We start from the raw sequence: 26,694 nt of genomic DNA, 5'->3' as shown, positions 1-26,694 counted from the left end.
CTCGCTAGGCTGGAGCAACCCGCGCGGGACGGTGCGGGACGATACGAAAAGGCGCGTTTGGAAGGGGCCTCGGACATGAGCATCGGTGCAAGCACACGCCCCGGCGTCCTCATCGGCGTCGGCGCGGCCGTCCTCGTCGGGGCGCTCGCCACGCTTTACGCAGCGGGTGCGTTCGGCCCGGCGAAGGACCAGGCGGACGCCGCCGCCTCCGACATGCCCGAACAAACCGCGGCCATCGCGCCCGAGGCCGAGGCGCCCGCCACTGCGGAGTTGGAGGCCGAGGTGCCCGCTGAAATCGCCTCGCCGGAGGCCGCGCCCTCCGCTGAGGCCGCCCCCGCGCCGCCGCCGGCCCCCCGCATCGACGTCTTCCGCCTCGAGCCGGATGGCACCGCGCTGATCGCCGGACGCGCGGCGGCGGGCTGGCAGGTGACGCTTCTGCTCGACGGCGAAGCGATCGCCAGCGTCGCGCCCTCGGGTGACGGGGCCTTCGCCGAATTCGCCGAGATCGCGCCGAGCGACGCGCCGCGCGTGCTGACGCTGCGCATGAGCGGTCCAGAGGGCGAGGGCGACATCGCGGGCGCGGGCGAGATCCTCATCGCGCCGTCGCCGCGCCAAGTGGCCGAGGCCGAGGCCGAGCCGGAAGCCGAAGAAGAAGCCGCGCCGGAAGCCGAAGCGGAGACCCAGCCCGCCCCTGAGATCGCGCTGAGCAGCGATGGGCTGGCTGCAACGGAAGCCGCCGCGCCGCCCCTCTCCGACGAGGATCGCAGCGCGCCCGCTCTGGCCGCGCTCTCGCAGGACGCGGCCTTGCCCGCAGGCACCGGGGACGCGCCAGAGGGCGCCGCCGCTCCCGAAACGGGCGCCGCGCCCGCCGCCGCGAGCCCCGCCGTTCTGATGAGCGATGCGGAAGGGGTGCGCGTGATCCAGGCGCCCGAGCCTAATGAGCGCGCGCCCGAAGTCATGTCGAGCGTCGCGCTCGATGCGATCAGCTATTCGGATGCGGGCGATGTGGAGCTTTCGGGCCGTGCGTCGGGCCAAGGTTTCGTGCGCGTCTATCTCGACAATACGCCCGTCACCACCTCGCGCATCTTCGAGGACGGCACTTGGCGCACCAGCCTGCCCAAGGTCGATACCGGCATCTACACGCTGCGCATCGACGAGGTGAGCGCCGAAGGCGTCGTCACCAGCCGAGTCGAGACGCCCTTCAAGCGTGAGGACCGTGCGCTTCTGGCGGATCTCGCCGAAGAGACTGCGCAGCCCGAGCCTGCCGCCGCGACCAGCGCCACCGAACCCCAGTCCGGTCCTGCCGCGATCCGCGCCGTCACCGTGCAGCCGGGCAATACGCTCTGGGCCATCTCGCGCGACACCTACGGCGAGGGCATTCTCTACCTGCGCGTCTTCGAGGCGAATGCCGACCGCATCCGGGACCCCGACCTCATCTATCCCGGCCAGGTCTTCGAGCTTCCCGAATAGCCTATCCGCCGTCTTGCGATCCCTCCGCCGGCGCGCTTGCACCCGGCGCATACCGGGTGCGCGGGGACGCTCATGGCTGGAACTTCGCGCCGCAGCGGCCTAGATGTGACACTCCGCCGACCGCAAGCCACAGCCAAGAGGCCCTCATGCGCCAGACCCCGCCGACATCCCGGACCGAGCCGACCGCCACGGGCGAGGCGTCCGGCTGGGCCACGATCATCCGGGTCGCGCCTTACATCTGGCCGCGCGAGGATGGTGGCTGGGTTAAGCGGCGCGTCGTTCTTGCGCTCGTCGCGCTCGTCGCGGCCAAGCTGATCGCCGTCGGCACGCCGTTCTTCTACAAGGCGGCGGTCGACATGCTCTCGGGCGAGGGCACCGATCCGGCCTGGACACTGGGCGCGGGCGCTATCGGGCTCACCGTGGCCTACGGCGTGGCGCGGCTGATGAATACCGGCCTGCAACAGCTCCGCGACGCGCTTTTCGCTCCGGTGGGCCAGCGGGCGCTGCGCAAGGTCGCGCTGCGCACCTTCCGGCACATTCACCGCATGTCGATGCGCTATCACATCAGCCGCAAGACGGGCGGCCTCAGCCGGATCATCGAGCGGGGCGTGAAGGGCGTCGATTTCCTCCTGCGCTTCCTCATCTTCTCGATCTTCCCGCTCATCCTGGAGCTTTTCCTCGTCGGCATCGTGCTCTGGGCCGCGTTCGACTTCTGGTATCTCGTGGTGGTCGTCGTGGTGATCGCGCTCTATGTCGCCTTCACCTTCAAGGTGACCGAATGGCGCGTGAAGCTGCGCCGCGAGATGAACGATCAGGATACGGATGCCAACCAGAAGGCCATCGACAGCCTTCTGAACTACGAGACGGTCAAGTATTTCGGCGCCGAGGACCGCGAGGCCGCGCGCTATGACCGCGCAATGGAAGGCTACGAGCGTTCGGCGATCCTCACCTCCTACTCGCTCTCCTTCCTGAACTTCGGTCAGGCCTTTCTCATCACGGCGGGGCTGGTCATCGTCATGGTCATGGCGGCCATCGGCGTGCAGAACGGCACGCTGACGGTGGGCGATTTCGTCATGGTGAACGCCTACATGATCCAGATCACCATGCCGCTCAACTTCCTCGGCACGGTCTACCGCGAGATCCGGCAGGCGCTGGTCGATATGGGCGAGATGTTCGGCCTCTTGGATCAGGCGCCGGATGTGACCGAGGCGGAGGATGCCAGACCGCTCGAGGTATCGGGCGGGCGGATCGAGCTGCGGGACGTGCATTTCGGCTATGATCCGGTGCGCGAGATTCTCAAGGGCATCACCCTCACCGCCGAGCCGGGCGAAACCGTCGCCATCGTCGGGCCTACCGGCTCGGGCAAATCCACCATCGGCCGGCTTCTCTTCCGCTTCTACGATGTGAGCGCGGGCGCGCTTTGCATCGACGGGCAGGACATCCGAGGCGTGACGCAGCGCAGCCTGCACGACGCGATCGGCGTCGTGCCGCAGGATACCGTGCTCTTCAACGATACGATCGGCTACAATATTGCCTATGGGCGCGGCGGCGCCACGCAGGACGAGGTGATCGAGGCCGCCAAGGCCGCGTCGATCCATGATTTCATCGTCTCCTTGCCCGATGGCTACGACACGACCGTGGGCGAGCGCGGTCTGAAGCTTTCGGGCGGCGAGAAGCAGCGCGTCGGCATCGCCCGCACGCTTCTGAAGAACCCGCCGATCCTTCTGCTCGACGAGGCGACGAGCGCGCTCGACACCGCGACCGAGCGCGACATCCAGGGCGCGCTCGCGCGTGCCTCCGAAGGGCGCACGGTCCTCATCATCGCGCACCGGCTGAGCACCGTGGCCGATGCCGACCGGATCGTCGTGCTCGACGACGGGCGCATCGTCGAGCAGGGCAGCCATGCCGAGCTTCTGGAGAAGGACGGGCGCTATGCCGGCCTCTGGCAGCGCCAGCAATCGGACGAGGCCGCCTGATGCCGAAGAAGGACTACCCCAGAACGCCCGATGGCCGCTACTTCGTCTCGCGCGGACGGCTCTGGCGCTCTACCGATCCGTCGCTGACCGACACCGAGCGCCGCGCGGCGGTGAAGGCGCTCATGCAGGGCCGGCGCGCCGTGCAACTGGCTGGCGACGATGCGGAGGCCGAAGCCGAGGCGCGCGCCCAGGTCGATGCGGCCAAGCGCAGGCTGGGCGAGCGCGGGCCGGTCTGGTGGGAGGATGGCGCGCCCGACGAGGGCGGGCTCCACCCCAAGAACTCGAGCTATGCCGAGTGGTGGGCGGCGCTCCCCGAAGAGGAGCAGGCCAAGGGCCTCTGATCCCGTGCCGACCCGGCGCGCCCCGGATTTTTCGCGCGGACGCCTTGAATTGGCCGGGCGGGGGCGGCATGCGTCTTGGCATGTCCGACGAGACCGCAAAGACGATGGCCGACCCTGCGCAGATCGAGGCGCCGCCCTTGCCCTTGCGCGCGGTTCTCATCCCCGCGCTGCTTCTGGCCGAGCTTGTCGGCGTCGCGCTTCTTTTCCAACTCGGCACGCCGATCGAATGTCGCCTGACGGACATGGCTGGCGCCTGCCGGGGGCTGCGGGGCATCGCCGTCGCCGCGATGTGCTTTGCCGCGCTCTTCGGCATCTATCTCTGGGCCAGCGCGGCCGCGCGGCACGCGCTTCTCGGCGCCCTGCAACGCACCGAGCGCAGCGCCTTTTGGCGCGCAGTCCATCTGTCTGGGGCGGCGCTGATGCTCGCGCCGTTGGTGGCGATCCCGGTCGCGGGGCTCAACGCCGCCTTCGGTGCGGTCTTCGCGCTTCTTGCCTTGGGCGGCGCTCTGGCGACTCTCGGCGGGCTGTTCTGGCTCGCGCCGCCTGCCGCATGGGCGGCTTGGGTTCGGGGCCGGATCGGGGTGCTGGGCGCTCTCGTATTTGGCGCCGCCCTTTTGCCGATGCTGGCGGAGGCTGCGGGGCCGCTCTGGTATTGGCAGCGGCTGACCGAGGCGACCTTCGCGGGCGTCGCCGTTCTTCTTTGGCTGATCGGCGAAGCGCCGATGGGCGATCCGGCGGCGCAGGTTCTCGGCGTCGACGGCTTCGTCGTGGCCATCGCCGATAGCTGCTCGGGCGTCGAAGGCTTCGCGCTGACGACGGCGTTTCTCGCGCTTTACGCGTGGCTCTTTCGCGGGAGCCTGCTGTTGGGGCGCTTCTGGGGTGGTCTGTGGCCCGCCGCGCTGCTGCTGTCGTGGTTGCTGAACGTGCTGCGCATCGCGGTTCTGATCTGGATCGGCGCGCATGTCTCGCCCGAACTTGCGGTCGGCGGTTTTCACAGCTTCGCGGGCTGGCTCTTCTTCATGGCGCTCGCGCTTCTCGTGCTGGTGCTGGCCTCGCGGCTCGCATGGCTGCACCGCGCGCCCCAAGCCGCCGCCGCCGCAACGAGCCTCAGCCGCGATAGCGTGGCGGCGCTCATTCTGCCTTTCATTGCCTTCATGGTCTCGGGCGTCGTCGCACAGACCTTCTGGCAAGATCCGGCGCTCGCTTATCCGGCGCAGGCCGCGATTATGGCCGGGGCGCTCTGGTATGTGCGCGTGCCGCTTCTGGGCATGCTGGGCCGGCCCTCGGTGCTGAGCGTGCTGGCGGGCCTCGGCGTGGGCGCGCTCTGGATTGCGATGGCCGAGGGCGGTGGGGGCGGGCCCGCGCTCGCGGGCGCGGCCTTGGCCGGTTGGATCGCGGCGCGGCTGATCGGAACGGTGCTGCTGGTCCCGCTCATCGAAGAGGCGTTCTTTCGCGGCTATGTCCTGCAACGCATCGCCGGGCCTCGCGGGCGGGATCGGCTCCGGATTTTGGCCGGGATCGTCGTCTCGAGCGCGCTATTCGCGCTTCTGCACGGGCGCTTCGGCATGGCGGCGCTGGCGGGCGCCGTCTTCTGCGCCATCTATCTGCACCGCCGCAATCTCGGTGATGCGGTCGCGGCCCATGCGGCGGCCAATGGCGTGATCGCGCTCGCGGCGCTCTGGCAGGGCGACTGGTCGCTGATCTGAGGAGACGAAAAAGGCCGCATTGAGGGGGCGGTGTTTGAGCGGACATGTTGAAGGCTTGCTTTTCACGGACTCCACCGTATATACTTACATATATCCAATGAGGCCAAAAGATGATTGAGACCAAGATCCGTAAGGTCGGCAACTCCGCAGTCATGACCTTGACGACCGAAATGCTGACGATGCTCGATGCCAAGGAGGGCGATACGCTCTTCGTCGTGCGCGGCGATGACGGAAGTTTGAAAATCACGCCACACGATCCTGCGGTCGCGGCTGCCTTGGCAGCGGCGGAGATCGTGATGGATGAGAACCGCGATCTTCTTCAGGCGCTCGCGTGACGGAGCCGATCTGGGTTCCACTCGCCGCCGTCCTTGCTATTCATGATCGACAGATATCGCGCCATGGCGGCACGTCCGGAATGCGCGACCGCGCGCTTCTGGAAATGGGCTGCGCCCGGGCCATGAACCTCGCCGCATATACAGACGCTGGCGTCGAAGAGATCGCGGCGGCCTATGCCTTCGGCATCTCCAAGGCGCATGCCTTCGTGGATGGAAACAAGCGGACGGCCTTTGTGACGACGCTCACGTTTCTAAGGCTCAACGGATTTTCTTTCCGCCCGCCGCCGGTCGAAGGTGTAAAGATGATGGAGGATCTTGCCTCGGGGCACGTCAGCGAGGCTGAATTCACCAAGTGGCTCTCAGATGGAATGAATCCGATCTGAATGCTCGAATACTCTTTCTAGAGAGTTCGACCCCCAACCGCAAAGCCCCGCTGGTTCTCCAGCGTAGCTTTCAATACCTGCGGTAAGAAATTGGACCTTCAGGGCTGACCTCGGTCCGTCGTGATGAACCGCTCAGCCCCGGCGGCGACGGCGGATTTCCCATGTCAGCGCCAGCGCGGCGAGCACGGCGGCGCCTGCCAGAAGGCCGCTGGACGCGTCGATCTCGGGCACGTTGTGGGCGGGAGTTTGATGGTTCCAGTTGATCTGGGTGAAGATGCCGTTCCACAGGTTGCTCCACCACGATCCGCGCTCCTGCGCCGATGCGGAGGCCGCGCTGGCCAGAAGGATCGCGGCCGAGACCGGAAGGGTTTTGAACAGGGATGTCATCGTTACACCTCGGGCTTCTTTTCCCTTTCCGCATTAGCGCGGGCGCCATGATCGTGCCACAATTATCTTTGCAGCGTAGATGCTTCGGAAACAGCGGGCCGTGCTGGCGCCGACTGTTCCGTTAGTGCGGACAATAAGCATATAACGGCCCGACGTCGGGTGCGCCGACGCGCCCGCCGCCGAATCGCGAGGGGCAGCCGGACCGAAGATCACTCGGCGGCGCGCAGCGGTCCCTGGGGGTGCGGAGCGGTGTCGTCCTCGGCGTCCTCTCGCACGGCGATGATACGCTTGAGATCTTCCAATTCGAGATCCTCGCCGTCGATCTCCATGTAGCTTTCGGGCGCCTCCTGCGGCGCGCCGTCCTGCCAGATGATCTCGGGCGCGCGGACGCGGCGGGCCGAGCGTTCGAGCGACCAGTCGCGCGCGGCGCGGCTTGCGCGGCCCATCGAGAGCGCGGCGAGCGCCCGCGCCAGCCAGCCCGCATAGGTGCCGAGCCAAACGCGCAGGGCCAGCATCGAGGGCGTGAAGACCAGCGTCAGCACCGTCGCGATGCCGAGGCCGAAGACGACCGCCGTCGCCAACTGCTTCCACCAGAGCGCGGTGGGGCTGTCGAAGCTGTAGCCGCCGTTCACGAAATCGAGCGAAAGGCCGAACATCATCGGTGCGAGGCCGGCCATCGTCGTGACCGTGGTCAGCAGAACGGGGCGGATGCGCGCCTCGGCCGTGCGGGTGATCGCCTCGGTGCGCGGCATGTAGCGGCTGAAATCCTGATAGGTGTCGATCAGCACGATATTGTTGTTCACCACGATCCCCGCCAGCGCGACGATGCCCGTGCCGGTCATGATGATCGAGAAGGTCTGCCCCATCACCAGCATGCCGATAAGCACGCCGGTCGTGCTGAGAATGACCGCCAGAAGCACCAGCACGGAATTATAGACGCTGTTGAACTGCGCCAGCAGGATGATGAACATGAGGCCGAGAGCGCCCGCGAAGGCCTTCATCAGGAAAGCGCCGGATTCCTCCTGATCCTCCTGGTCGCCGGTCCATTCATAGCCGACCGATGCGGGCAACGCGCCCGACTCGAGCCATTCCGTCAGCCGCTCGATCCGCTCGTTCGCGGTGAGCGGCACCTCGCGCCCGCTGCCGTCGCCGGCGGGCGTCATCAGGCCATCGGCCACGGCGGCCTTCACGTCGAAATAGCGTTTCTGGTTGATCCGGTCGATCTGCGCCAGCTTGGGCACCGGCTGGCGGGTGATGAAATTGGCCAGGGGGACCAGACCCTCGTTGGTGCGCACCTTGAGCGTGTCGAGCGTGCTGAGCACGCGGTCGGCCTCGGGCAGACGCACGCGGATGTCGATCTCCTCGTCCGAGGAGGGCACGCGCATCTCGCCCAGCATCAGGCCGCGCGTGACCAGCTGCACCATCGCGCCCACGGTGGCCACATCCGCGCCGAAACGGCCGGCCTTCTCGACATCCACGTCGATCTGCCAGTCGATGCCGGGCAGCGGCAGCGTATCCTCGATCAGCGTGAGGCCCCGCGTCTCCTCGAACTTGGCGCGCGCCATTTCGGTCGCGGCGCGCAATTCGTCCCAATTCTCGCCCGTCAGGCGCAGGTGCACCGGCTTGGCCGAGGCCGGGCCACCCGTCTGGCCGAGGATCTCGGTCTTGATGCCGGGGATCCGCGCCAGCTTCTCGTTCAGCTCGAGAATGATCTCGTCGCCGTCGATCGCGGGATCGCTGATCTCGCGGTCCCAAAGGCCCCAGAGCCACGGCTCGGTCACGGTGCCGCGCTCGTCCCAGGGGATCGTCTCGAACTGGACCTGCCCGATCGTGTCGAGCGGGGGCGTCGCGCCGCCGGTGTTGTTGTTCAGGCCGCCATCCCCTGCGAAAGCAAAGGCCGAGGCGACGCCGTGCTGCTCGAGCACGATATCCTCGACTTGCCGCACCAGCTCGTCCTTCTGCTCGATCGAGAGGTTCCCGCGCGCGCGCACGTAGACGATGGCCTGCTCCGGCTCGGATTCGACGAAGAACTCCGTGCCGTTGTTGTTCTGGATGTAGAAGATGAGGGTCGTGCCCACGATCACGAAGATCGCGCCGAAGGTGACGAGCGGCATGACCGGATTGCCGACGATGGAATGGATCAGCCAGCCGAAGGGCGAGCGCCGATAGCCCGAGCGCACGGCGCGCGGGCGGTTCCGCATGGACCGGGGCAGCGCGCGGTGACCGAGCGACCGCGCACCCGCGCCGATGCGCCGCCCGAGCGCGGCAAGGCCGAGAAGGATCGCCGCGACGCCCGCGACGCCCACTGCCGCGACGAGCGCGGCGAATGCGCCCAGCACGAAGGCGGTGGCGAGCGAGGGGATGACAGAGGTCAGGATCGCGTCCATGTCGATCCCGCCGAAGGTCGTGCGGATCAGCACGAGCAGTTGCGGCACGCCCGCGCCCGCCGCCATGACCGCGAGCACGGCCGCCGGGAAGAGCGCAAGATGCCAGACCCACCAGCCACCCGCGATCTGGGCGAGCCGCGCCGAGACCCATTTCTCGGCCCGGCCGGTGACGCCGCCGAGGACCGGCAGATAGACCAGCGCGACGAGGAGCGAGGCCGACAGAACGAAGATGAGCGTGACGGGCAGCATGCCCATGAACTGCCCGGGCACGCCCGGCCAGAACAGCATCGGCAGGAAGGCGCAAAGCGTCGTGGCGGTCGAGCTGGCGACGGGCCAGAACATGCGCTTGGCCGCCTCGACATAGGCCGTCATCGGGCCCGAGCCCTCCTCGATCCGACGGTCGGCATATTCCACGACCACGATCGCGCCATCGACCAGCATGCCCACGGCGAGGATGAGACCGAACATCACCATGTTCGAAATTGTAATGCCCATGACGCCCATCAGGGCAAAACAGAGCAGGAATGACGTGGGAATGGCAAATCCCACGAGGAGCGCGGGACGGATCCCGAGCGTTGCGAGCATCACGATCATCACCAGCGCGATGGCGGTCAGCACCGATCCCTCGAGCTGGCTGACCATCGAGTCGACGATGCGCGACTGATCGTTGGATGTGCCCACCTCGATCGCGGATTTGAGCCCCGCGGGCCAACCCACGCTCGCCTCTTCCACGGTGGCGCGCACGAGGTCCGCCGTGTCGATGATGTTGAAGCCCTTCCGCTTGACCACCTGAAGCGCGACCGTGTTCTCGGCGTTGAAGCGCGCGGTGCCGATGCGGTCTTCGAAGGTCAGGCTGATGCGTGCGACATCGCCCAGCGTCACCACACGGTCGCCGTTCACCTTGACGGGCAGCTCGTAGATATCGCGGGTCTCGTCGAAGGAGGAGGGAATCTTGACCGAGAAGGCGCCGCTTTCGCTGCGCACCTCGCCCGCCGCGATCAGCAGGTTGTTGTTGCTCACGGCATTGATGAGATCGCCCGCCGTCACATCGTAGGATTCAAGGCGCAGGGGGTCGATCACCACCTCGACCATCTCGTCGCGCTTGCCCGCGATACCGGCCTCGAGCACCGGCTCGAGCCCTTCGAGCCGGTCCTGGAGATCGTCGGCCACCTGCGCCATCGTGCGTTCGGGCACGTCGCCGGTGAGGTTGACCACGATGATCGGAAATTCGCTGAAATTGATCTCGTTGAGCGTGTATTTCTCGGCGCCCGAAGGAAACTTGGCCTCCGCCGCGCTCATCGCGTCGCGCACGTCGGCCATGATGGCGGTCTTGTCCCAGCCGAACTCGAATTCGAGCGCGACGCCGGCGAAATTCTCGGCCGCCGTGCCGGTGATGTCCTTCAACCCGTCGAGATCGCTCAGCTCGGTCTCCATGACCTTGACGAGCAGTTTCTCGCTGTCCTCGGCGGAGATGCCGGGGAAGGGGACCGACACGAAGAGGGCCGGAATCTCGATATCGGGCTCGCCCTCCTTGGGCAGGCCGGTATAGGCGAGGCCACCCGCGAGAAGGCTGAGCACGATGAAGGCGAGGACCATCCGCGCCCGCGCGGCGGCCCAGTCGACGATGCCCGTCATTGCATGGCCTCCGATGCGGCGCCCGGCAGCTCTTCGCCGCTCGCGTCGAAATCGCGGTAGCTCGCGCTCACCGGCACGCCCTCGACGACGTATTCCTGCCCGATGATGATGACGTCCACGCTCTGCGGCAGGCCGGAGACCCAGATACCGCGCGCCGTGTCGCGGATGAGATCAACCGGCATGAAGCCCGCGGTCTCGCCCTCGACCGTGCGCACGCCCAGAAGGCCGTCATTGTTCAGCGTCAGCGCCGATTGCGGCAGCAGATGCGCGGTTGTGCCTTCCGAGGCGATGGCGATCTCGGCGGTCTGCCCGTCGCGCAGCGTCAGATCCTCGTTCGGCACGGACACTTCGACGCGGAAGGTGCGCGTCTCGGGATCGGCGGAGCGCGACAGGAACGTGACCTCGCCCGAGACCTCGCGGCCCGACACGAGGCGCGCGGTCGCGCGCGCGCCTGTTTCGATGCGGTCCACCTCGGTTTCGGGCACGAAGCCCGTTAGCTTGATCGGGTCGAGCTGGATTACCGTCGCGCAAAGTGATCCGGGCTGCAGAAGGCTCCCGAGCTCGGCGGTGTCGGATTCCAGAAGGCCCGCGAAAGGCGCGGTGATCTCGAGCCGTGCAAGCTCCTCGCGGGCGGCAGCCACGGCGGCGGTGGCCGACTCGATCCCCGTGCGCGCGGCGTCGAGCCCCGATTTCGCGGCCTGAACGGCGGCCTTGCCCGAGCTGAGCGCGGCGCGTGTTCCTGCGACGCGCGTCTCGGACGCAAAGCCGCTCTCGCTCAGCCGCGAGGCGGCGGTGTCGTTGATCTCGGCCTCGGCAAGACGCGCCTCGGCTTCTGCCAGCCGGGCCTCGGCCTCGGGAATGCGCGTCTCGGCTTCGGCGCGGCGGGCCTCGGCCTCGGCCAGCGCGGCTTCGCGCGTGCCGGTGTCGAGCTGGCACAGAAGCTGCCCGGCCTCGACGAAGGCGCCCTTGCGCAGGGGATCGGAGACGATGCGCCCCGAGGTCTCGGCGCGCACATCGACCTGACGCTCGGCCTGGGTCTGCCCGCGAACCAGAACGGCATTGTCGATCATCTGGCCTTCGCTGCGGATGGCGACGACGCCCACGGCCTCGGGCGCATTCTCGCCCGTGGCGGTCTCGGCGGTCTGGGCCGCCTCGGGGGCGCTTTGCTCGGCGATCTCGGCGCCGTCCTCGGTGGGGGCCAGCGTCGCCATGAACCGCTCGCGCTCGAACACGAAGGCGTAGATCGCGATGGCGGCGATGATCGCGGCCAGGATCGAAAACAGTCTCATGCCTATCCCCTCAAGCGGTCTTGCGCGCTCTTACACCAAAAGGCGCGCGGCGTCATGACGATCTTCCTGCGGCCCATATGGGCACGCTTTTCGGGATGTATACGCTAAACTGGAGAGTTCAGATTATTTTTCTGCGCCGCGCCCCGGTTTTCCGGCACTGCGCCGCCGAAAGGCCACGCGCACGCGGCGGGCGGAGCGCCGCCCCCGCGGCCCTTGGCACGCGCGCAAGGATTGGCTAAGGAGGGGGCGAATTCCAGCAAGGCAAGGCAGGCGCCCTTCTCGTGAGCAATAATGACAGTTTCATCGAAGAGGTGAGCGAGGAGGTCCGCCGCGACCGTCTCTTCGCCCTGATGCGCCGCTACGGCTGGATCGCGATCCTCGCCGTTCTTCTGCTGGTGGGCGGCGCGGCCTATAACGAGTGGCGCAAGGCGCAGGAGCGCGCCGAGGCCGAGGCGCTGGGCGACGCGATGCTCGCCGCGCTCGAGACCGAGGACCGGAGCGCGCGCGTCGACGCGCTGGCGGCGGTCGATCCCGCCGGGCCGGGCAGTGCCGCGATCCTTCAGATGATGGCCGCCGCCGAGGCGTTGGAAAGCGATCCGGCGGGTGCGGCCGAGCGGCTGATGTCCGTCGCTCAGATGACGGATATTCCGCTGATCTACCGGCAGATCGCGACGCTCAAGGCGGTGATGATCCCCGAGGGCGGCATGGAGGACGAGGCGCGCCGCGCGCGGCTCGAGGATCTGTCGCTCGGCGAAGGCGTGATCCGCATGCTGGCCGAGGAGCAGCTTGCCTATCTCGACATCGAGGCCGGGAACGATGCCGCCGCGATCGAGCGTCTCAACGCGATTTCCGCCGATGCGGGCGCGACGCCGGGCTTGCGTCGCCGTGCGACACAAGTGATTGTGGCGCTGGGCGGCGAGCCTGTGGTGCCCGGCAATGCCGAGGCCAGCGCGCCCGGCGCGGCCGCCGAGGAGGGCGCGGCGGAGGCCGCACCGAGCGAATAAGCGGCGGGGCCGGTCGGCCCACCGATCCGGCCTCGGGCTGCGAGGCCCCAGACCGCAGGAAAGACCGCAGAACGGGGACGATGGGAATGCAGGCGCTGACAAGAAAAACCAGAACCCTCGGCTGGCTGACCGTGCTCACGCTGGTCGCCGCCTGCTCGGAGCCCGATCCCATTCTGCCGGGCAAGCGCGAGGGGCTGCGCGAGGTTCTCAAGACCGATCAGGCCGAGGCGGCGCAATCCGAAGTCGTCGGTGCCGCAGGTCCTAACCGCGCGGCTGCGGTCAGCCTGCCCGCGCCGCGCGCCAATGCCGAATGGACGCAGCGCATCGGCTCGCCCGCGACGCGCCCCGCGCATCCCGCCCTCTCCGCCGCGCCGCGCCTTGCGTGGTCGGCCAATATCGGCGCGGGCGACGGCGCGCGCCGCCGCATCACCGCCGATCCCGTGGTCGCGGGCGGGCGCGTCTTCGCGATGGATGCCGCAGCGATGGTCAGCGCCACCTCCACGGCGGGCGCGACGCTCTGGACCGCCAGCCTGGTTCCGGCCTTCGATTCGCCCGGCGAGGGGAGCGGCGGGGGCCTTGCCTTCGGCGACGGCAAGCTCTTCGCCTCTTCGGGTTTCGGGCGCCTGACCGCGCTCGATCCGGCCACCGGCGCCGTCCTTTGGGAGCAGGAGCTGCTCGAGACGGCGACGGCCTCGCCCGCCGTGCTGGGCAAGCTCGTCTATGTGGTCGCGGGTGACGGCACGGCCTGGGCGCTCGACACCGATACCGGGCGGATCGAGTGGCAGCTCACCGCCGCGCCCAACATCAACAACATTCTCGGCGGCCCCGCGCCCGCGCTCGACGACAAATACGCCGTCTTCGCCTTCGGCTCGGGCGAGGTGCAGGGCGCCTTCCGCAAGGGCGGTCTGCGCCTTTGGGATGCGATCATCGCAGGTCAGCGCGACGGGCTCGCGCAGAGCCAGGTGACCGACATCACGGGCGATCCGGTGATCTATGGGGACCGCGTCTATGTCGGCAACCAGTCGGGCCGGATGGCGGCGCTGAGCATCGCCAACGGCGCGCGCATCTGGACGGCCAACGAAGGCCCGATGAGCCCTGTCTGGCCGACGGCCGACTCGGTCTATCTCGTATCGGACAAGAACGAGTTGGTGCGCCTTTCCGCCGAGGACGGCAGCCGCGTCTGGGGTACGAAACTGCCTTTGTTCGTCAAGTCGAAGCCCAAGCGTCAGGCCGAGGTCTTTGCCCATTACGGCCCGATCATGGCGGGGGGCCAGCTTGTCGTGGCGTCGAATGACGGACTGCTGCGTTTCTTCGATCCGGTGAACGGCGCGCTGCGCGGCAGCGTCGAGGTTCCCGGCGGCGCGACGAGCAATCCCGTCGTCGCGGGCGGGGTGCTCTATGTCGTGGGCACGAACGGGCAACTGCACGCTTTCCGCTGACGCCATTCTGCACTAAGAGGGCGGCTTGATCCGCCTCGGAGCATCGATATGACTTTCAGCCTCGCCATCGTGGGGCGCCCCAACGTGGGCAAATCCACGCTGTTCAATCGCCTCGTCGGCAAGCGTCTGGCCCTCGTCGACGACCAGCCGGGCGTGACGCGCGACCTGCGCGAGGGCGCGGCGCGTCTCGGCGATCTGCGCTTTACCGTGATCGACACGGCGGGCCTCGAGGAGGCCACGGACGAATCGCTTCAGGGGCGGATGCGCAAGCTGACCGAGCGCGCGGTCGACATGGCCGATATCTGCCTTTTCATGGTCGATGCGCGCACCGGCATCACCCCCACGGACGAGGTTTTCGCCGAAATCCTGCGCAAGCGCGCCAAGCACGTCATCCTCGCCGCCAACAAGGCCGAGGGCGCCGCCGCCGATGGCGGCGTGATCGAGGCTTACGGGCTGGGGCTGGGCGAGCCCATTCGCCTCTCTGCCGAGCATGGCGAGGGGCTGAACGATCTCTATTCGATGCTGATGCCTCTTGCCGACGGCTTCGCCGAGCGCGCCGAGGCCGAGGCGCCCGAAACCGACGTCGCGGTCGATGACGAGGGCGATGTCGATGCGCCCCGCGTGCCGACCGCCAAGAAGCCGTTGCAGATCGCCGTGGTGGGCCGCCCCAACGCCGGGAAATCGACGCTCATCAACAAGATCTTGGGAGAAGAGCGCCTGCTGACCGGCCCCGAAGCCGGGATTACGCGCGATGCCATCTCGCTTCAGATCGAATGGGACGGGCTCCATACCCGCATCTTCGACACGGCGGGCATGCGCAAGAAGGCCCGCGTGCAGGAAAAGCTGGAAAAGCTGAGCGTGGGCGATGGTCTGCGCGCGGTGAAATTCGCCGAGGTGGTGATCGTGCTTCTGGATGCCGCCATTCCCTTTGAGCAGCAGGATCTGCGCATCGCCGACCTGGCCGAGCGCGAGGGCCGCGCGGTGGTCGTCGCCGTGAACAAATGGGACGTCGAGCCGGAAAAGCAGCAGAAATTGCGCGATCTGCGCGAAGCGTTCGAGCGTCTTTTGCCGCAGCTGCGCGGCGCGCCGATGGTCACGGTCTCGGCCAAGACGGGCAAGGGTCTCGACCGGCTGCGCGCCGCCGTCGAGAAGGCGCATGACGTCTGGAACCGCCGCGTGAGCACCGCGCAGCTCAACCGCTGGCTGACAGGCATGCTCGAGCAGCACCCACCCCCCGCGCCGGGCGGCAAGCGGATCAAGCTGCGCTACATGACGCAGGCCAAGACGCGGCCCCCGGGCTTCGTCGTGATGTGCAGCCATCCCGACAAGCTGCCCGAAGCCTATTCGCGCTATCTGGTCAATGGCCTGCGCGTCGATTTCGACATGCCGGGCACGCCCATCCGGCTGCATATGCGCAGCCAGAACGACAAGAACCCCTACAAGGCCAAGAAGAAGGCCGGTCCGTCGGCCTTGCGTAAACATCTGGGCAAGCCGGGCAGCTAGGCCGCCCGGCGACGCTCAGGTTCGGCTGATATTGCTGCCGCCGAGCGCGATGAGGCCCGCCGCGCCCACGGCGGCGAGGATCAGAACCGACATCGAGCCGCCCTGCGCGTTCTGCACGCAGACTCCGATGAGGGCCCAGATCACGCCGGCGAGATAGCCGAACGCGTCGGGCCGGCGCCGTGCGACGCCCACCGCCAGTCCGAGCGCGATCAGGAGTGCGAGGATCGCCGCCAACGTATCGCCCATCAGCCCGTAGCCTGCCGCCATGAGACCGAGCGAGACGCAGGAGGCCGCCGTGAGCCATCCGGCATAGAGCGCGACCGGCGCGCGGCCCAGCCACGCGTCCCGGCCCTGTCCATGCGGCGATTCCAGCACCGCCCAGACCGCGAAGCCCCACATCACCCAGATCAGGACTGTCGCCCAGACGGCGCTCGTCACGGCGATGGGAAGCCACGTCGCGCCCACGGCGAGTGACAGGATCAGCGGCAGGCGCATCGCCTGCCAGTTTGCATCATCGCGCCGCTGCCAGAGCCCGTAGATGGCTCCGAGGATCAGCGCGCCGTAGATCAGACCCCAGATCGCGAAGGCATAGCCCGCCGGCTGCACCGGCGGATTCTCTTGCGGAATGGGAAATTGGCTCGCATCGAAGCCGCCGAAATCCGGGGCCAGAAGCGGGGAGAGCGCGAAGGCGATGGCGGCGAGAAGAACAAGGATCGGCATGGGGCTCACCTCGGGGACGGGCAGGGGATGATGGAAACCGCGCGCGGCATCGCGCGGTTCCCGATCGGTGTCAGACCAGACGGCCCTCGGCGCTCAGCACCGATTTTCCGCCCAGATAGGGATGCAGCACCTCGGGCAGGCGCACCGCGCCGTCCTTCTGCTGTCCGTTCTCGAGCACCGCGATCAGGCAGCGCCCCACGGCGAGGCCCGAGCCGTTCAGCGTATGCACGAATTGCGGCTTGCCGCCATCGGCGGGCTTGAACCGCGCGTTCATGCGCCGCGCCTGAAAATCGCCGCAGACGGAGACCGAGCTGATCTCGCGGTACGTGTCCTGACCGGGCAGCCACACCTCGATATCATGCGTGCGCCGCGCGCCAAAGCCCATATCGCCCGTGCAAAGGACGATGGTGCGGTAGGGCAGGCCCAGCTTCTCGAGAATGCCCTCGGCGCAGCCGGTCATGCGGTCGAGCTCGTCACGGCTCGCGTCCGGATGGGTGATCGAGACCATCTCGACCTTCTCGAACTGGTGCTGGCGCAGCATGCCCGATGTATCGCGCCCCGCCGATCCGGCCTCGGAGCGGAAGCATTGCGTATGCGCGACCATGCGGCGGGGCAGGCTCGCTTCGTCCACCACCTCGTCGTTGACGGTGTTGGTCAGCGTCACCTCGGCTGTCGGCACCAGCCACCAGCCATCGGTCGTCCGGTAGCTGTCCTCGCCGAATTTCGGCAATTGCCCGGTGCCGTACATCATTTCCTCGCGTACGAGAACGGGCGTCCATGTCTCGCTCAGACCATTCTCGTCGACATGCGTGTCGAGCATGAATTGCGCCAGCGCCCGGTGGATGCGCGCGACGGCGCCCGACAGCACGACGAAGCGCGTGCCGCTCAGTTTCGCGCCCATCTCGAAATCCATGCCGGGGACGACGCCGTCCAGCTCGTAATGCTCGCGCGGGGTGAAATCGAAGCTGGGCGGCGTGCCCCAGCGGCGCAGCTCGACATTGTCCGCCTCGTTTGCGCCATCCGGCACGTCCTCGAACGGAAGGTTCGGCAGCTCCATCAGCATCGCGGTCAACTCGGCGTCGAGTTCCTTGGCCTCGGTCTGCATCTGCGCGACCTCCGCCTTCTTCTCGCCCACCAGGGCGCGCAGGCGCTCGAATTCGGCCTCGTCGCCCTTGGCCTTGGCGGCGCCCACTTCCTTGCTGGCCTTGTTTTGCTCGGCCTGTGCGGTCTCGGCGGCGGAAATCTTGGCACGGCGCGCCTCGTCAAGCGCGAGGATGGCTTTCGATGCGCCATCCCCCCCGCGCCGCGTCAGCGCGGCGTCGAAGGCGTCGGGGTTCTCGCGGATCGCGCGGATGTCGTGCATGGCTGGACCTCTTTGGGGCGATGAATCGAATGCTTGCCCGCGTTATGCACCAGTTTGCGGCGCGGGTGTAGTGCCGCGCTCGGCCCAGAGAAACACGCCGAGCGCGAGACAGCCGACCACGCCGAAACCGGTCAGCATCGGCAGCACCGTGCCGTTGAAGGCGTGCCCGATGAGATAGGAGATCGGCAGCGCGATGAAGTTCGAGAGCGAGCCGATCAGCGCGGCACCGAGGCCCGCCATATGGCCCAGCGGCTCCATCGCGATGGCGTTGAGATTGCCGAAGAGCAGCCCCACGCAGAAGAAGGAGGCGATGAGCCATCCGATGAAGAGCGCGAGCGGCGGCACCCCGCCCATGGCCAGCGCCGGCACGGCGAAGAGCGCGGCGAGTGCGATGAGCCCGATCAGCGCGAGGCGTGTCAGGAACCGCATGCCGAGCCGCATCACCAGCATCGAATTGACGACCGCCGCCGCCCCGATCGACAGCGCCGCCATGCCGAAATAAAGCGCGAACAGCGCGCCTGCGTCATAGACGCCCTCATAGACCTGCTGCGCGGTGCTCAGATAGGCGAGAAACGCGCCGAAGATCATCCCGAGCGCGACCGTGCTGCCCATCGCCACGCGGCTCCGGGCGATCTCGGCGATGCCGCGCCCGATGGCGCGGGCCGAAAAGGGGCGGCGCTCATGCGCGGGCAGCGTCTCGGGCTGGCGCAGCGCGAACCATGTGCCCGCGAGCGCCGCCATGACGATCAGCACGAGGAATGTCGCGCGCCACCCGGCGAGCCAGATCACGCCTTGGCCGAGGGCGGGCGCGATGGTAGGCACAAGCACGAAGACGGCCATCACGATGGACATGATGCGCGCCATGCTGCGCCCCTCGTAGCCGTCGCGCACGAGCGCCAGGGACACGATGCGCGGGCTTGCCGCGCCGAGGCCCTGAAGAACGCGGCCCGCGATCATCGCTTCCCAGCTCGTGGCGGTCAGCGACAGCACGCAGCCGAGGATGAAGAGCGCGTAGCCCGCGTAGATCACCGGCTTGCGCCCGAAACTGTCCGACAGCGGCCCCGCCAGCGCCTGCCCCACCGCGAAGCCCAGAAAGAGCGACGAGACGATGAGTTGCGTGTCGTTCGCATCGTCTACGCCCAGATCATGCCCGATCACATCGAGGCCCGGCAGCATGAGATCCGTCGAAAGCGCGACGATCGAGATCATCATCGCGAGCATGATGACGAATTCGGTCAGCGGCAGCGGCGTGGTCGGGCGGGGCATGGACGATATCCGGGGCTTGGCAGGGTGCGTGCAAGGCGCACCTACGCGCCGGGGTGCGTCAGGTCCAGCGCAATTCGGCGGGTCTGATCTCGAAGGCGATGTGATGCGCGCCGCCTTGCAGCCCTTCGCGCGTGTGGTTCGTGAGCGTGCGCCAATAGGGCTGCACCGTCACCGCGTCCTCGCGCACCAGCGCCTCGAGCCGGGCCATGATCTCGCGCCGCCGCTCGATATCGAGCGTCGCCAGCGCCTCGCTCAGAAGCGCGTCGAATTCGGGGTTGGACCAGCCGAATTCGTTCCACGGCTCGCCCGAGCGGTAGGCCAGCGCATAGGTCTGCACGGCCAGCGGGCGATGGCCCCAGTCCGTCGTGCTGAAGGGGAAGCTGGCCCAGCCCTCCCAGTAGAGCGGGCCGGGCAGGATGCGGCGCTCGACCTTGATCCCGGCATCGAGCAGGAGCGCCTGCGCCGTGTCCGCCGTGTTGCGCCGCCAGCTGTCGTCGATGGAGACGAGCTCGTGCACGAAATCCTGCATGCCGGCCTGGATCATGAGCTGGCGTGCCTGCTCGGGATCGAAGACGGGGGCGGGCATGGGCGCGTAAGACGGATGGAGCGGCGAGACATGGTGGTTCTCGGCCACTTCGCCCTTGTCGGCATGTCCGAGCTCCAGAAGCACGGCGTTGCTCATCGCCATCTGAAGCGCGCGGCGTACGCGCAGATCCGCGTAGGGGCGGCGCCCGCCTATCTCGGCAAGCTGATTGGGGCGGATCACGATGGTGGCGGCGGTGCGGATGTCATGCCCGCGCCAGCCCTCCAGCCCCGCGAAATAGTCGATATAGGTGCCCTCGATCGAATGGGTCATGTCGATCTCGCCCGCCTCGGCAGCGGCGAAGGCGGCGAGGGGGTCGGTGCCGGTGTCGATGAATTCGATCCGCTCCATCCAAGCGCCTTGGCCCGCGTTCCACCACTCGTGCGCGTCGTTGCGCACCAGAACCGCGCGGCGCCCCGGCTCGAGCAGTTCGGGCAGGTAAGGCCCGGTGCCGACCGGATTTTCGAACATCGTGTCCGGATCGAAGCCGGGCGGCACGATGGCGGCGGGATAATCGGCCATCCCGGCGATGAGCGAGATGTCCGGGCGCGGCAGGCGCAGCTCGACCGTGTGGGACCCCGTCTGAACGACGGCGCCCTCGATGGCCTGGCCCGTCTCGGGGTCGATCAGGACATCGAACCGCCCGGCCATGGAATTGCGCGGCGCGGTCCGGTCGCACCAGCGGTGGATGTTGCGCACCACATCGGCGGCGGTGAACTCCGTGCCGTCGTTCCAACGCACGCCGCGCCGCACGTCGAGCAGGTAATGCGATGCATCGTCCGAAATGCGCCACCCTTCGAGGAGACGCGGCAGGAAGGTGCCGTCGTTTTCGTAGCTCACGAGGTTCTCGAGCCAGCCGCGCGTGAAATTCGCCGCCTGAAACCAGTCGAGCGTGCGCGGATCGCCGATTTCGCGCACGAGCATCTGGATGCGCACCCGCCCGCTGCCCGGCCCCGTCGCCTCGGGCAGCGCCTCCTGCGCCGCGGCGGGGGCGGGCAGGCCGAGCATCGCATAGGCCCCCGCGGCACTCGCTCCGAAGGTGCTGGCGAGGGCGAGAAATTCGCGCCGGTCGATCTCGTCCGGCCCGCCGCGCCGCTGCCGCAGCCGCGCGGCCTGGCGGCGCAGCCAGTCGGGCGGATCTCGGCGGTTGCGGCTCATCCCGTGTCTCTCCGAACGGGCCGCGGCGGATATCGCTGCGGCGCTCCTCTTCATTTGTTCCGCAAGCCCGCGCAATATGCAATCGCGCCCGGCTCACATGCGCGTCAGGTGGCGCTGCCCTCGGGCGGGACCGGCAACTCGGGCGCGGTGAAGGCGCTCGGCGTCATGCCCTCGGCGGCCAGCACGCGTTGTACGGGCGCCAGCGCCTCGAGCGCGCGGCAAAGCCCGGCGAGGCGCGGAAACGCGCCGAGATCCAGATCGCCCGGCCGGGCGCGCGGATAGAGCGCGGCCCAGCGGATCAGCGGCCCAAGGTAGAAATCGATGGCCGAAGGCGCGTCGCCGCCGAAGAAGGGCCCCTTGGCGGCCGTCTCGACAGCGCCGAAATGGCGCCGGGTCTCGGCCTGCATATGGGCGCGCAGCGCGGCTTCGTGGCCGGGGCAGTACTTGTCCGGATAAAAGCTCATCCGCAGGGCGGGGTGCAGCGTGTTGGCCAAGAAGACGAGCCATTTCAAGTGATGCCCCCGGCCCGGCGCGCCGGGTTCGGGCCCCAGCGTTCCGGGCGACCGCTCGTCCAGCCACAGAAGGATGGCGGCGGTCTCGAAGATCGGCCCGTCTGGCGTCTCGAGCGTCGGGATCAGCCCATGCGGGTTGAGCGCGCGGTAGGCCGCGCCCTCTTGCGCGCGGGCGGCGCGATCGACGAGGCAGGTGCGGTAATCCTGCCCCATATGCTCGAGCGCGAGGCGCACGATCAGCGAGGCGTTGTCGGGGGCGTAATGCAGGGTCAGGCTCATGGCGCGCATCCTATCCGCGAGGAGGGGCGCCGCAACTGAAATCAGGGAGCATGGGCCGAGCCGCAGAGCGGCGCGCGATTGCCTCTCGCGCCTCGCCGGCGTAGAGCCTATAGCTGGACGCGCTTGAAACTGCGGGGGAGTCGCTGCCATGACCGGACAATTGTCACCTATCGACAAGGCGAAATTCGTCGCCGCGAAACGGGCGGTGGATTACGTCGAGGACGGCATGCGCGTCGGTCTCGGAACCGGCTCGACCGCCGCGTGGATGGTGCGCTGCCTCGGCGAGCTGGTGCGCGAGGACGGTCTCAAGATCCGGGGCGTGCCCACCTCCACCCGCACCGCCGAGCTGGCGCGCGAGGTCGGCATCGAGGTCGTGAGCCTCGATGAGGCGAAATGGCTCGATCTGACCATCGACGGCGCGGACGAGTTCGACGGCGAGCTGAACCTCATCAAGGGCGGCGGCGGCGCGCTCCTTCAGGAAAAGATCGTGGCGACGGCGAGCGACCAGATGATCGTGATCGCGGACGCGGCCAAGGAAGTAGGGCATCTCGGCGCCTTTCCCCTGCCGGTCGAGGTGATCCCGTTCGGCTGGCAGACCAGCCGCGCGCTGATCGAGGAGATGCTGATTTCGGTCGATGTTCTGGGCCGGGACGTGACGCTGCGCATGAACGGCGATCATCCCTATGTGACCGACGAGGGCAATCACATTCTCGATCTGCATCTGGGGCGCATCGGCAATGCGCGCCAGTTGGCGATGGTGCTGAACCAGATCCCCGGCGTGGTCGAGAACGGGCTCTTCGTCGATATCTGCGACGTGGTGGTCATCGGCCATGGCGACGGGCGCGTTGTGCTGCGCGACATCAACGAGGGCACGGTCGAGGAGGATCGGCTGGACTTCGTGGAATCCGACAATCTTTTCCGCGACATGATGGAGTGACCGGACGCGCCGCCTCGGATGCGGCGCCGCCGTCGTCCGAACGGGACCGACGCGACAAGCCAGAGAGGTGAGGCAGACATGGCATTCGACTACGATCTTTTCGTGATCGGCGGCGGCTCGGGCGGGGTGCGCGCGGCGCGCGTCGCCGCCGCGACCGGCGCGCGCGTCGCGCTGGCCGAGGAAAGCCGCTATGGCGGCACCTGCGTCATTCGCGGCTGCGTGCCGAAAAAGCTCATGGTCTTCGCGAGCGAATTCCCGGCCGAGATGGAGGCCGCGCAATCCTATGGCTGGACCGTTCATGCGGGCGGCTTCGACTGGACCGGGTTCCGCACGCATCTGCATTCCGAGCTGGATCGGCTCGAAGGGATCTACCGCAACCTTCTGAAAAACAGCGGCGTGACCACCTTTGACGCCCGCGCGCGGCTGAGCGACGCGCATACCGTCGCGCTCTCGACCGGCGAAAGCGTCACGGCCAAGCATATCCTGATCGCCACCGGCGGCCGGCCCATCCGCCCCGAGCTTCCGGGCGCCGAGCATGGCATCGTCAGCGACGACATCTTCCATCTCGAAGAGCTGCCGAAGAGCATTCTGGTGGTCGGTGGCGGCTATATCGCTTGCGAATTCGCTTGCATTCTCAACGGTCTCGGCGTCGAGGTCACGCAGTATTACCGCGGCGCGCAGATCCTGCGCGGCTTCGACGAAGAGGCGCGCGGGCTGGTCTCGGAGGACATGATCGAGAACGGCATCGACGTGAGGCTGGGCACCAATATCCTCGACATCCGGGCCGAGGAGGGCGGCTATGTGGTCAAACCCACCAGCGGCGCCGAAAAGCGTTTCGACAAGATCTTCTTCGCCACCGGGCGGCGTCCCAACAGCGGCGATCTCGGGCTCGAGGAACTGGGCGTGCGCCTCGGGCGGAACGGGCAGATCGAGGTGGACGAGTACAGCCAGACCGCCGTGCCCTCAATCTACGCCATCGGCGACGTGACCGACCGGGTCAACCTCACGCCCGTCGCGATCCGCGAGGGGATGGCTTTCGTCGAGACGGTGTTCAATGGGAACCCGACGCCCGTGGATCACGACCTGATCCCGACCGCGATCTTCACCCAGCCCGAGATCGGCACCGTTGGCCTCAGCGAGGAGGCGGCGCGCGACATCGAGCCTATCGAGGTCTATTGCACCTCCTTCCGCCCGATGAAGACCGCTTTCATAGGCGGCACGGGCCGGGTGCTGATGAAGCTCGTCGTGAGCCAGGCCACGCGCCGCGTTCTGGGGTGTCACATCGTCGCGCCCGGCGCGGGCGAAATGATCCAGATGGCCGGGATCGCGGTCAAGATGGGCGCCACGAAGGAAGATTTCGATCGCGTCTGCGCGGTGCATCCGACCATGTCGGAGGAGCTGGTCACGATGAAGGCGCCGATGCGCAAATCGTAGCATCCGGCGCCGGAGGGGCGTTTCCGGGCGGGTCTTGGGTTGAAAATCGCTCCGGGCTATACAGTTTACACAGCGAAGGTGCGTCCATGGCGCGCCATCGGCAAGTTTCAAAGGGATGGGAATTCATGGCAGGACAGTCGGGCGGCCCGTGGGGCGGCGGCGGTAACTCGGGCTCAGGCTCGGGCGGGAACAATGGCAGCGGCCAGAACGGCGGGCAGCAGGGCGGCGATCGGGGCGGCCGGCGTCCTGGAAGCGGCCAGATGCCCGAGATCGACGAGCTGGTTCGCAAGGGTCAGGACCAGCTGCGCGTTCTGATGGGCGGCCGCGGTGGCGGCGGCGGCGCGAATGGCAGCGGCGGCGGCGAGGGCCCGCGCGTGACGCGCGGCATGGTCGTTCTCGGCCTTCTGGGCGCCGCGGCGCTCTGGCTCTTCGCCAGCTTCTACACCGTCAAGCCCGAAGAGCGCGCGGTCGAGCTGTTCCTTGGTGAGTATTACCGCACCACCGGCTCGGGCCCCCATCTCGCGCCCTGGCCCTTCGTCACCTACGAGAAGGTCGTCGTGACCTCCGAGCGCAGCGAAGACATCGGCGTCGGCGCGCAAGGCGGCGAGGCGGGCCTTATGCTCACCGGGGACGAGAATATCGTCGACATCGACTTCCAGGTGGTCTGGAACATTTCGGATCCGGCCAAGCTTCTGTTCAACCTGCGCGATCCGCGCGCCACGATCCGCGCCGTGTCCGAGTCGGCCATGCGCGAGATCATCGCGCAGTCGCAGCTCGCGCCGATCCTCAACCGTGACCGCGGCGTCATCGCCGCGCGTCTCGAGGATCTGATCCAGCAGACGCTCGAAAGCTACGACAGCGGCGTCAACGTGATCCGCGTCAACTTCGACAAGGCCGATCCGCCGCAACAGGTGATCGACGCCTTCCGCGAAGTCCAGGCCGCCGAGCAGCAGCGCGACCGGCTCGAGAAGGAGGCGGACGCCTATGCCGCCCGCATCCTCGCCGAGGCGCGCGGTCAGGCGGCGCAGACGCTCGAAGAGGCCGAGGGCTACCGCGCCCGCGTCGTCAACGAGGCCGAGGGTCAGGCCAGCCGCTTCACCGCGGTCCTGAGCGAATATTCCAAGGCCCCCGAGGTGACGCGCAAGCGTCTCTACCTCGAGGCGATGGAGGAAGTGCTGGGCGATATGGACAAAATTATCCTCGATCAGAACGGCGCGGGCGCATCGTCTGGTGTCGTGCCCTACCTGCCGCTCAACGAGCTGCGCAAGAATTCGGAAGGTCAATAAACCATGGGTAAATCCGCATTCATAATCCCCGCCGTCGGCGTGGCCGCCGTCACGGCCATGCTCTCGATCTTCATCGTGGACGAGCGTGAGAGCGCCCTCGTTCTGCAATTCTCGAAGATCATCGACGTGAAGGAAGAGCCGGGGCTGGGCTTCAAGATCCCCTTCATCCAGCAGGTCGTGCGCTATGACGACCGTATCCTCAGCCGGGATATCGACCCGCTCGAGGTGACGCCGCTCGATGACCGGCGCCTTGTTGTGGACGCCTTCGCGCGCTACCGGATCACCGATGTGCGCCGCTTCCGCGAGGCGGTTGGCGACGGCGGCATTCCCTTCGCCGAAAGCCGGCTCGACTCGATCCTGCGCTCGCGGACCCGCGAAGTGCTGGGTTCGGTCTCGTCAAATGACATCCTGAGCACGGACCGCGCGGCGCTGATGCTACGCATCCGCAACGCGGCCATCGCCGAGGCCAAGGAGCTGGGCATCGAGATCGTGGACGTGCGGCTCAAGCGCACCGATCTGCCGACGCAGAACCTCGATGCGACCTTCGCCCGTATGCGGGCCGAGCGGGAACGCGAGGCCGCGGACGAGATCGCGCGCGGCAACGAGGCGGCGCAGCGCATCCGCGCTCAGGCCGACCGGACGCAGGTCGAGCTTGTCTCGGATGCGAACCGGCAGGCCGAGATCACCCGAGGCGAGGCTGACGCGCTCTCGAACGCGATCTTCAACGAAGCCTTCGGCGCGGACGCGGAGTTCTTCGAGTTCTACCGCTCGCTCGACGCCTATCGCGGCGCGCTGCGGGGCAGCAACTCGTCCATCGTGATGTCGCCCGACAGCGACTTCTTCACCTATTTCAACGCCGATAGCGGCCGTCTGGGAGGCGCGGGCGGCTCCGGCGCGGAGACGGGTGCGGATGCGGAGGCCACCGGCGCAGGCACGTCCCAAACCGGCGCGTCCGATGCCTCGGGCGCCTCGGCCAGCGGGGTGCTCGGCTCGGCCGGCAGCCAGGCGGCGGCCGAGTGAGCCGCCGGGGCCGGTGATGCTGGGCGTCGCGGCGCTCGCTCTGGGCCTCGTGCTGATCGTCGAGGGGCTGGTCTACGCACTGGCCCCCGACCTTGTCGAACGGATGCTCGAAGCCCTGCGCGGGCTGCCCGTCGAGACGCGGCGCGCGCTCGGTTTCGGGGCGATGGCCCTGGGGCTGGCGCTCGTCTGGCTGGGCAAGAGCCTCGGCGCCTGACGCGCTCGCGGCATCGCCCTCGGGACGAGCCCGCGCGTCACACTGGCGTGAGCCGAGAAATCATCGT

General features: G+C 67.8%; 22 protein-coding genes. 14 read left to right on the top strand and 8 right to left on the bottom strand.

From position 1 onward, the window contains the following. Positions 1 to 75 precede the first annotated feature (75 nt). The 6 genes from ACGRVM_RS05940 to ACGRVM_RS05915 all read left to right on the top strand — a co-directional run bounded on the left by ACGRVM_RS05940 (position 76) and on the right by ACGRVM_RS05915 (position 6,211). Complete coding sequence (locus tag ACGRVM_RS05940; RefSeq protein WP_377167628.1) at positions 76 to 1,470, top strand: LysM peptidoglycan-binding domain-containing protein; 1,395 nt, start codon at positions 76 to 78, stop codon at positions 1,468 to 1,470. Positions 1,471 to 1,616: 146 nt separating this feature from the next. Then, positions 1,617 to 3,446, top strand: a complete 1,830-nt coding sequence (locus ACGRVM_RS05935) for an ABCB family ABC transporter ATP-binding protein/permease (protein WP_377167631.1) — start codon at positions 1,617 to 1,619, stop codon at positions 3,444 to 3,446. Further along, complete coding sequence (locus ACGRVM_RS05930) at positions 3,446 to 3,787, top strand: hypothetical protein (protein WP_377167634.1); 342 nt, start codon at positions 3,446 to 3,448, stop codon at positions 3,785 to 3,787. Before ACGRVM_RS05935 ends, ACGRVM_RS05930 begins: the two co-directional genes overlap by 1 nt. Positions 3,788 to 3,891: 104 nt before the next feature. Beyond that, positions 3,892 to 5,493: an exosortase E/protease, VPEID-CTERM system gene (gene xrtE / locus ACGRVM_RS05925; RefSeq protein ID WP_449619166.1), complete on the top strand. Its 1,602-nt coding sequence runs from the start codon at positions 3,892 to 3,894 to the stop codon at positions 5,491 to 5,493. 110 nt (positions 5,494 to 5,603) lie between these two features. Continuing rightward, entirely contained in the window at positions 5,604 to 5,828 is a 225-nt protein-coding gene (locus tag ACGRVM_RS05920; protein WP_377167640.1) for an AbrB/MazE/SpoVT family DNA-binding domain-containing protein, read from the top strand. Next, positions 5,825 to 6,211: a type II toxin-antitoxin system death-on-curing family toxin gene (locus ACGRVM_RS05915; protein WP_377167643.1), complete on the top strand. Its 387-nt coding sequence runs from the start codon at positions 5,825 to 5,827 to the stop codon at positions 6,209 to 6,211. The genes ACGRVM_RS05920 and ACGRVM_RS05915 overlap by 4 nt, the downstream gene beginning before the upstream one ends. A 132-nt stretch (positions 6,212 to 6,343) precedes the next feature. On the opposite strand, the gene ACGRVM_RS05910 is transcribed toward ACGRVM_RS05915, so the two are convergent. The 3 genes from ACGRVM_RS05910 to ACGRVM_RS05900 all read right to left on the bottom strand — a co-directional run bounded on the left by ACGRVM_RS05910 (position 6,344) and on the right by ACGRVM_RS05900 (position 11,909). Beyond that, complete coding sequence (locus ACGRVM_RS05910) at positions 6,344 to 6,598, bottom strand: VPEID-CTERM sorting domain-containing protein (protein ID WP_377167646.1); 255 nt, start codon at positions 6,596 to 6,598, stop codon at positions 6,344 to 6,346. A gap of 209 nt (positions 6,599 to 6,807) precedes the next feature. Next, positions 6,808 to 10,620, bottom strand: a complete 3,813-nt coding sequence (locus ACGRVM_RS05905) for an efflux RND transporter permease subunit (protein WP_377167649.1) — start codon at positions 10,618 to 10,620, stop codon at positions 6,808 to 6,810. Further along, entirely contained in the window at positions 10,617 to 11,909 is a 1,293-nt protein-coding gene (locus ACGRVM_RS05900; protein ID WP_377167652.1) for an efflux RND transporter periplasmic adaptor subunit, read from the bottom strand. Before ACGRVM_RS05900 ends, ACGRVM_RS05905 begins: the two co-directional genes overlap by 4 nt. A 281-nt stretch (positions 11,910 to 12,190) precedes the next feature. On the opposite strand from ACGRVM_RS05900, the gene ACGRVM_RS05895 reads away from it, so the two are divergent. The 3 genes from ACGRVM_RS05895 to der all read left to right on the top strand — a co-directional run bounded on the left by ACGRVM_RS05895 (position 12,191) and on the right by der (position 15,855). Then, positions 12,191 to 12,913, top strand: coding sequence for a hypothetical protein (locus ACGRVM_RS05895; RefSeq protein ID WP_377167655.1), 723 nt, complete (start codon positions 12,191 to 12,193; stop codon positions 12,911 to 12,913). Positions 12,914 to 12,993: 80 nt separating this feature from the next. Further along, positions 12,994 to 14,352: a PQQ-like beta-propeller repeat protein gene (locus tag ACGRVM_RS05890; protein ID WP_377167657.1), complete on the top strand. Its 1,359-nt coding sequence runs from the start codon at positions 12,994 to 12,996 to the stop codon at positions 14,350 to 14,352. Between the two features lie 48 nt (positions 14,353 to 14,400). Beyond that, positions 14,401 to 15,855, top strand: a complete 1,455-nt coding sequence (gene der, locus ACGRVM_RS05885; protein WP_377167660.1) for a ribosome biogenesis GTPase Der — start codon at positions 14,401 to 14,403, stop codon at positions 15,853 to 15,855. A gap of 15 nt (positions 15,856 to 15,870) precedes the next feature. On the opposite strand, the gene ACGRVM_RS05880 is transcribed toward der, so the two are convergent. The 5 genes from ACGRVM_RS05880 to ACGRVM_RS05860 form a co-directional block, all read right to left on the bottom strand. Continuing rightward, a complete protein-coding gene (locus tag ACGRVM_RS05880; RefSeq protein ID WP_377167663.1) occupies positions 15,871 to 16,575 on the bottom strand; it encodes a V-type ATP synthase subunit I in 705 nt (234 codons plus the stop codon). Positions 16,576 to 16,645: 70 nt separating this feature from the next. Further along, on the bottom strand, positions 16,646 to 17,938 hold the full coding sequence (gene serS, locus ACGRVM_RS05875) for a serine--tRNA ligase (RefSeq protein WP_377167666.1): 1,293 nt from the start codon (positions 17,936 to 17,938) through the stop codon (positions 16,646 to 16,648). A gap of 42 nt (positions 17,939 to 17,980) precedes the next feature. Continuing rightward, positions 17,981 to 19,204 (bottom strand): multidrug effflux MFS transporter, encoded by a 1,224-nt coding sequence (locus ACGRVM_RS05870; protein ID WP_377167669.1) that lies wholly within the window; start codon positions 19,202 to 19,204, stop codon positions 17,981 to 17,983. A 58-nt stretch (positions 19,205 to 19,262) separates the two neighbouring features. After that, the gene (locus ACGRVM_RS05865; RefSeq protein ID WP_377167672.1) at positions 19,263 to 20,945 is read right to left on the bottom strand and encodes an ABC transporter substrate-binding protein; all 1,683 of its coding nucleotides are present in this window, start codon (positions 20,943 to 20,945) and stop codon (positions 19,263 to 19,265) included. Between the two features lie 104 nt (positions 20,946 to 21,049). After that, positions 21,050 to 21,736, bottom strand: coding sequence for a glutathione S-transferase family protein (locus tag ACGRVM_RS05860; protein ID WP_377167675.1), 687 nt, complete (start codon positions 21,734 to 21,736; stop codon positions 21,050 to 21,052). A 148-nt stretch (positions 21,737 to 21,884) separates the two neighbouring features. Between ACGRVM_RS05860 and rpiA the strand changes: the two genes are divergently transcribed. From rpiA to ACGRVM_RS05835, 5 genes are all read left to right on the top strand, one after another. Next, entirely contained in the window at positions 21,885 to 22,673 is a 789-nt protein-coding gene (rpiA, locus tag ACGRVM_RS05855; protein WP_377167678.1) for a ribose-5-phosphate isomerase RpiA, read from the top strand. 78 nt (positions 22,674 to 22,751) lie between these two features. Beyond that, positions 22,752 to 24,107 (top strand): glutathione-disulfide reductase, encoded by a 1,356-nt coding sequence (gene gor / locus ACGRVM_RS05850; RefSeq protein WP_377167681.1) that lies wholly within the window; start codon positions 22,752 to 22,754, stop codon positions 24,105 to 24,107. A gap of 125 nt (positions 24,108 to 24,232) precedes the next feature. Continuing rightward, positions 24,233 to 25,393 (top strand): FtsH protease activity modulator HflK, encoded by a 1,161-nt coding sequence (gene hflK / locus ACGRVM_RS05845; RefSeq protein WP_377167684.1) that lies wholly within the window; start codon positions 24,233 to 24,235, stop codon positions 25,391 to 25,393. 3 nt (positions 25,394 to 25,396) lie between these two features. Continuing rightward, positions 25,397 to 26,413 (top strand): protease modulator HflC, encoded by a 1,017-nt coding sequence (hflC, locus tag ACGRVM_RS05840; protein WP_377167687.1) that lies wholly within the window; start codon positions 25,397 to 25,399, stop codon positions 26,411 to 26,413. 16 nt (positions 26,414 to 26,429) lie between these two features. Continuing rightward, complete coding sequence (locus tag ACGRVM_RS05835; RefSeq protein ID WP_377167690.1) at positions 26,430 to 26,627, top strand: DUF2065 domain-containing protein; 198 nt, start codon at positions 26,430 to 26,432, stop codon at positions 26,625 to 26,627. Positions 26,628 to 26,694: the final 67 nt, after the last annotated feature.

The organism is Roseovarius aquimarinus, from assembly GCF_043661195.1.
GTDB lineage: Bacteria > Pseudomonadota > Alphaproteobacteria > Rhodobacterales > Rhodobacteraceae > Roseovarius > Roseovarius aquimarinus.
Note: the sequence above shows the minus strand (reverse complement) of the source record. Positions and strands in the feature narration are given on the sequence as shown.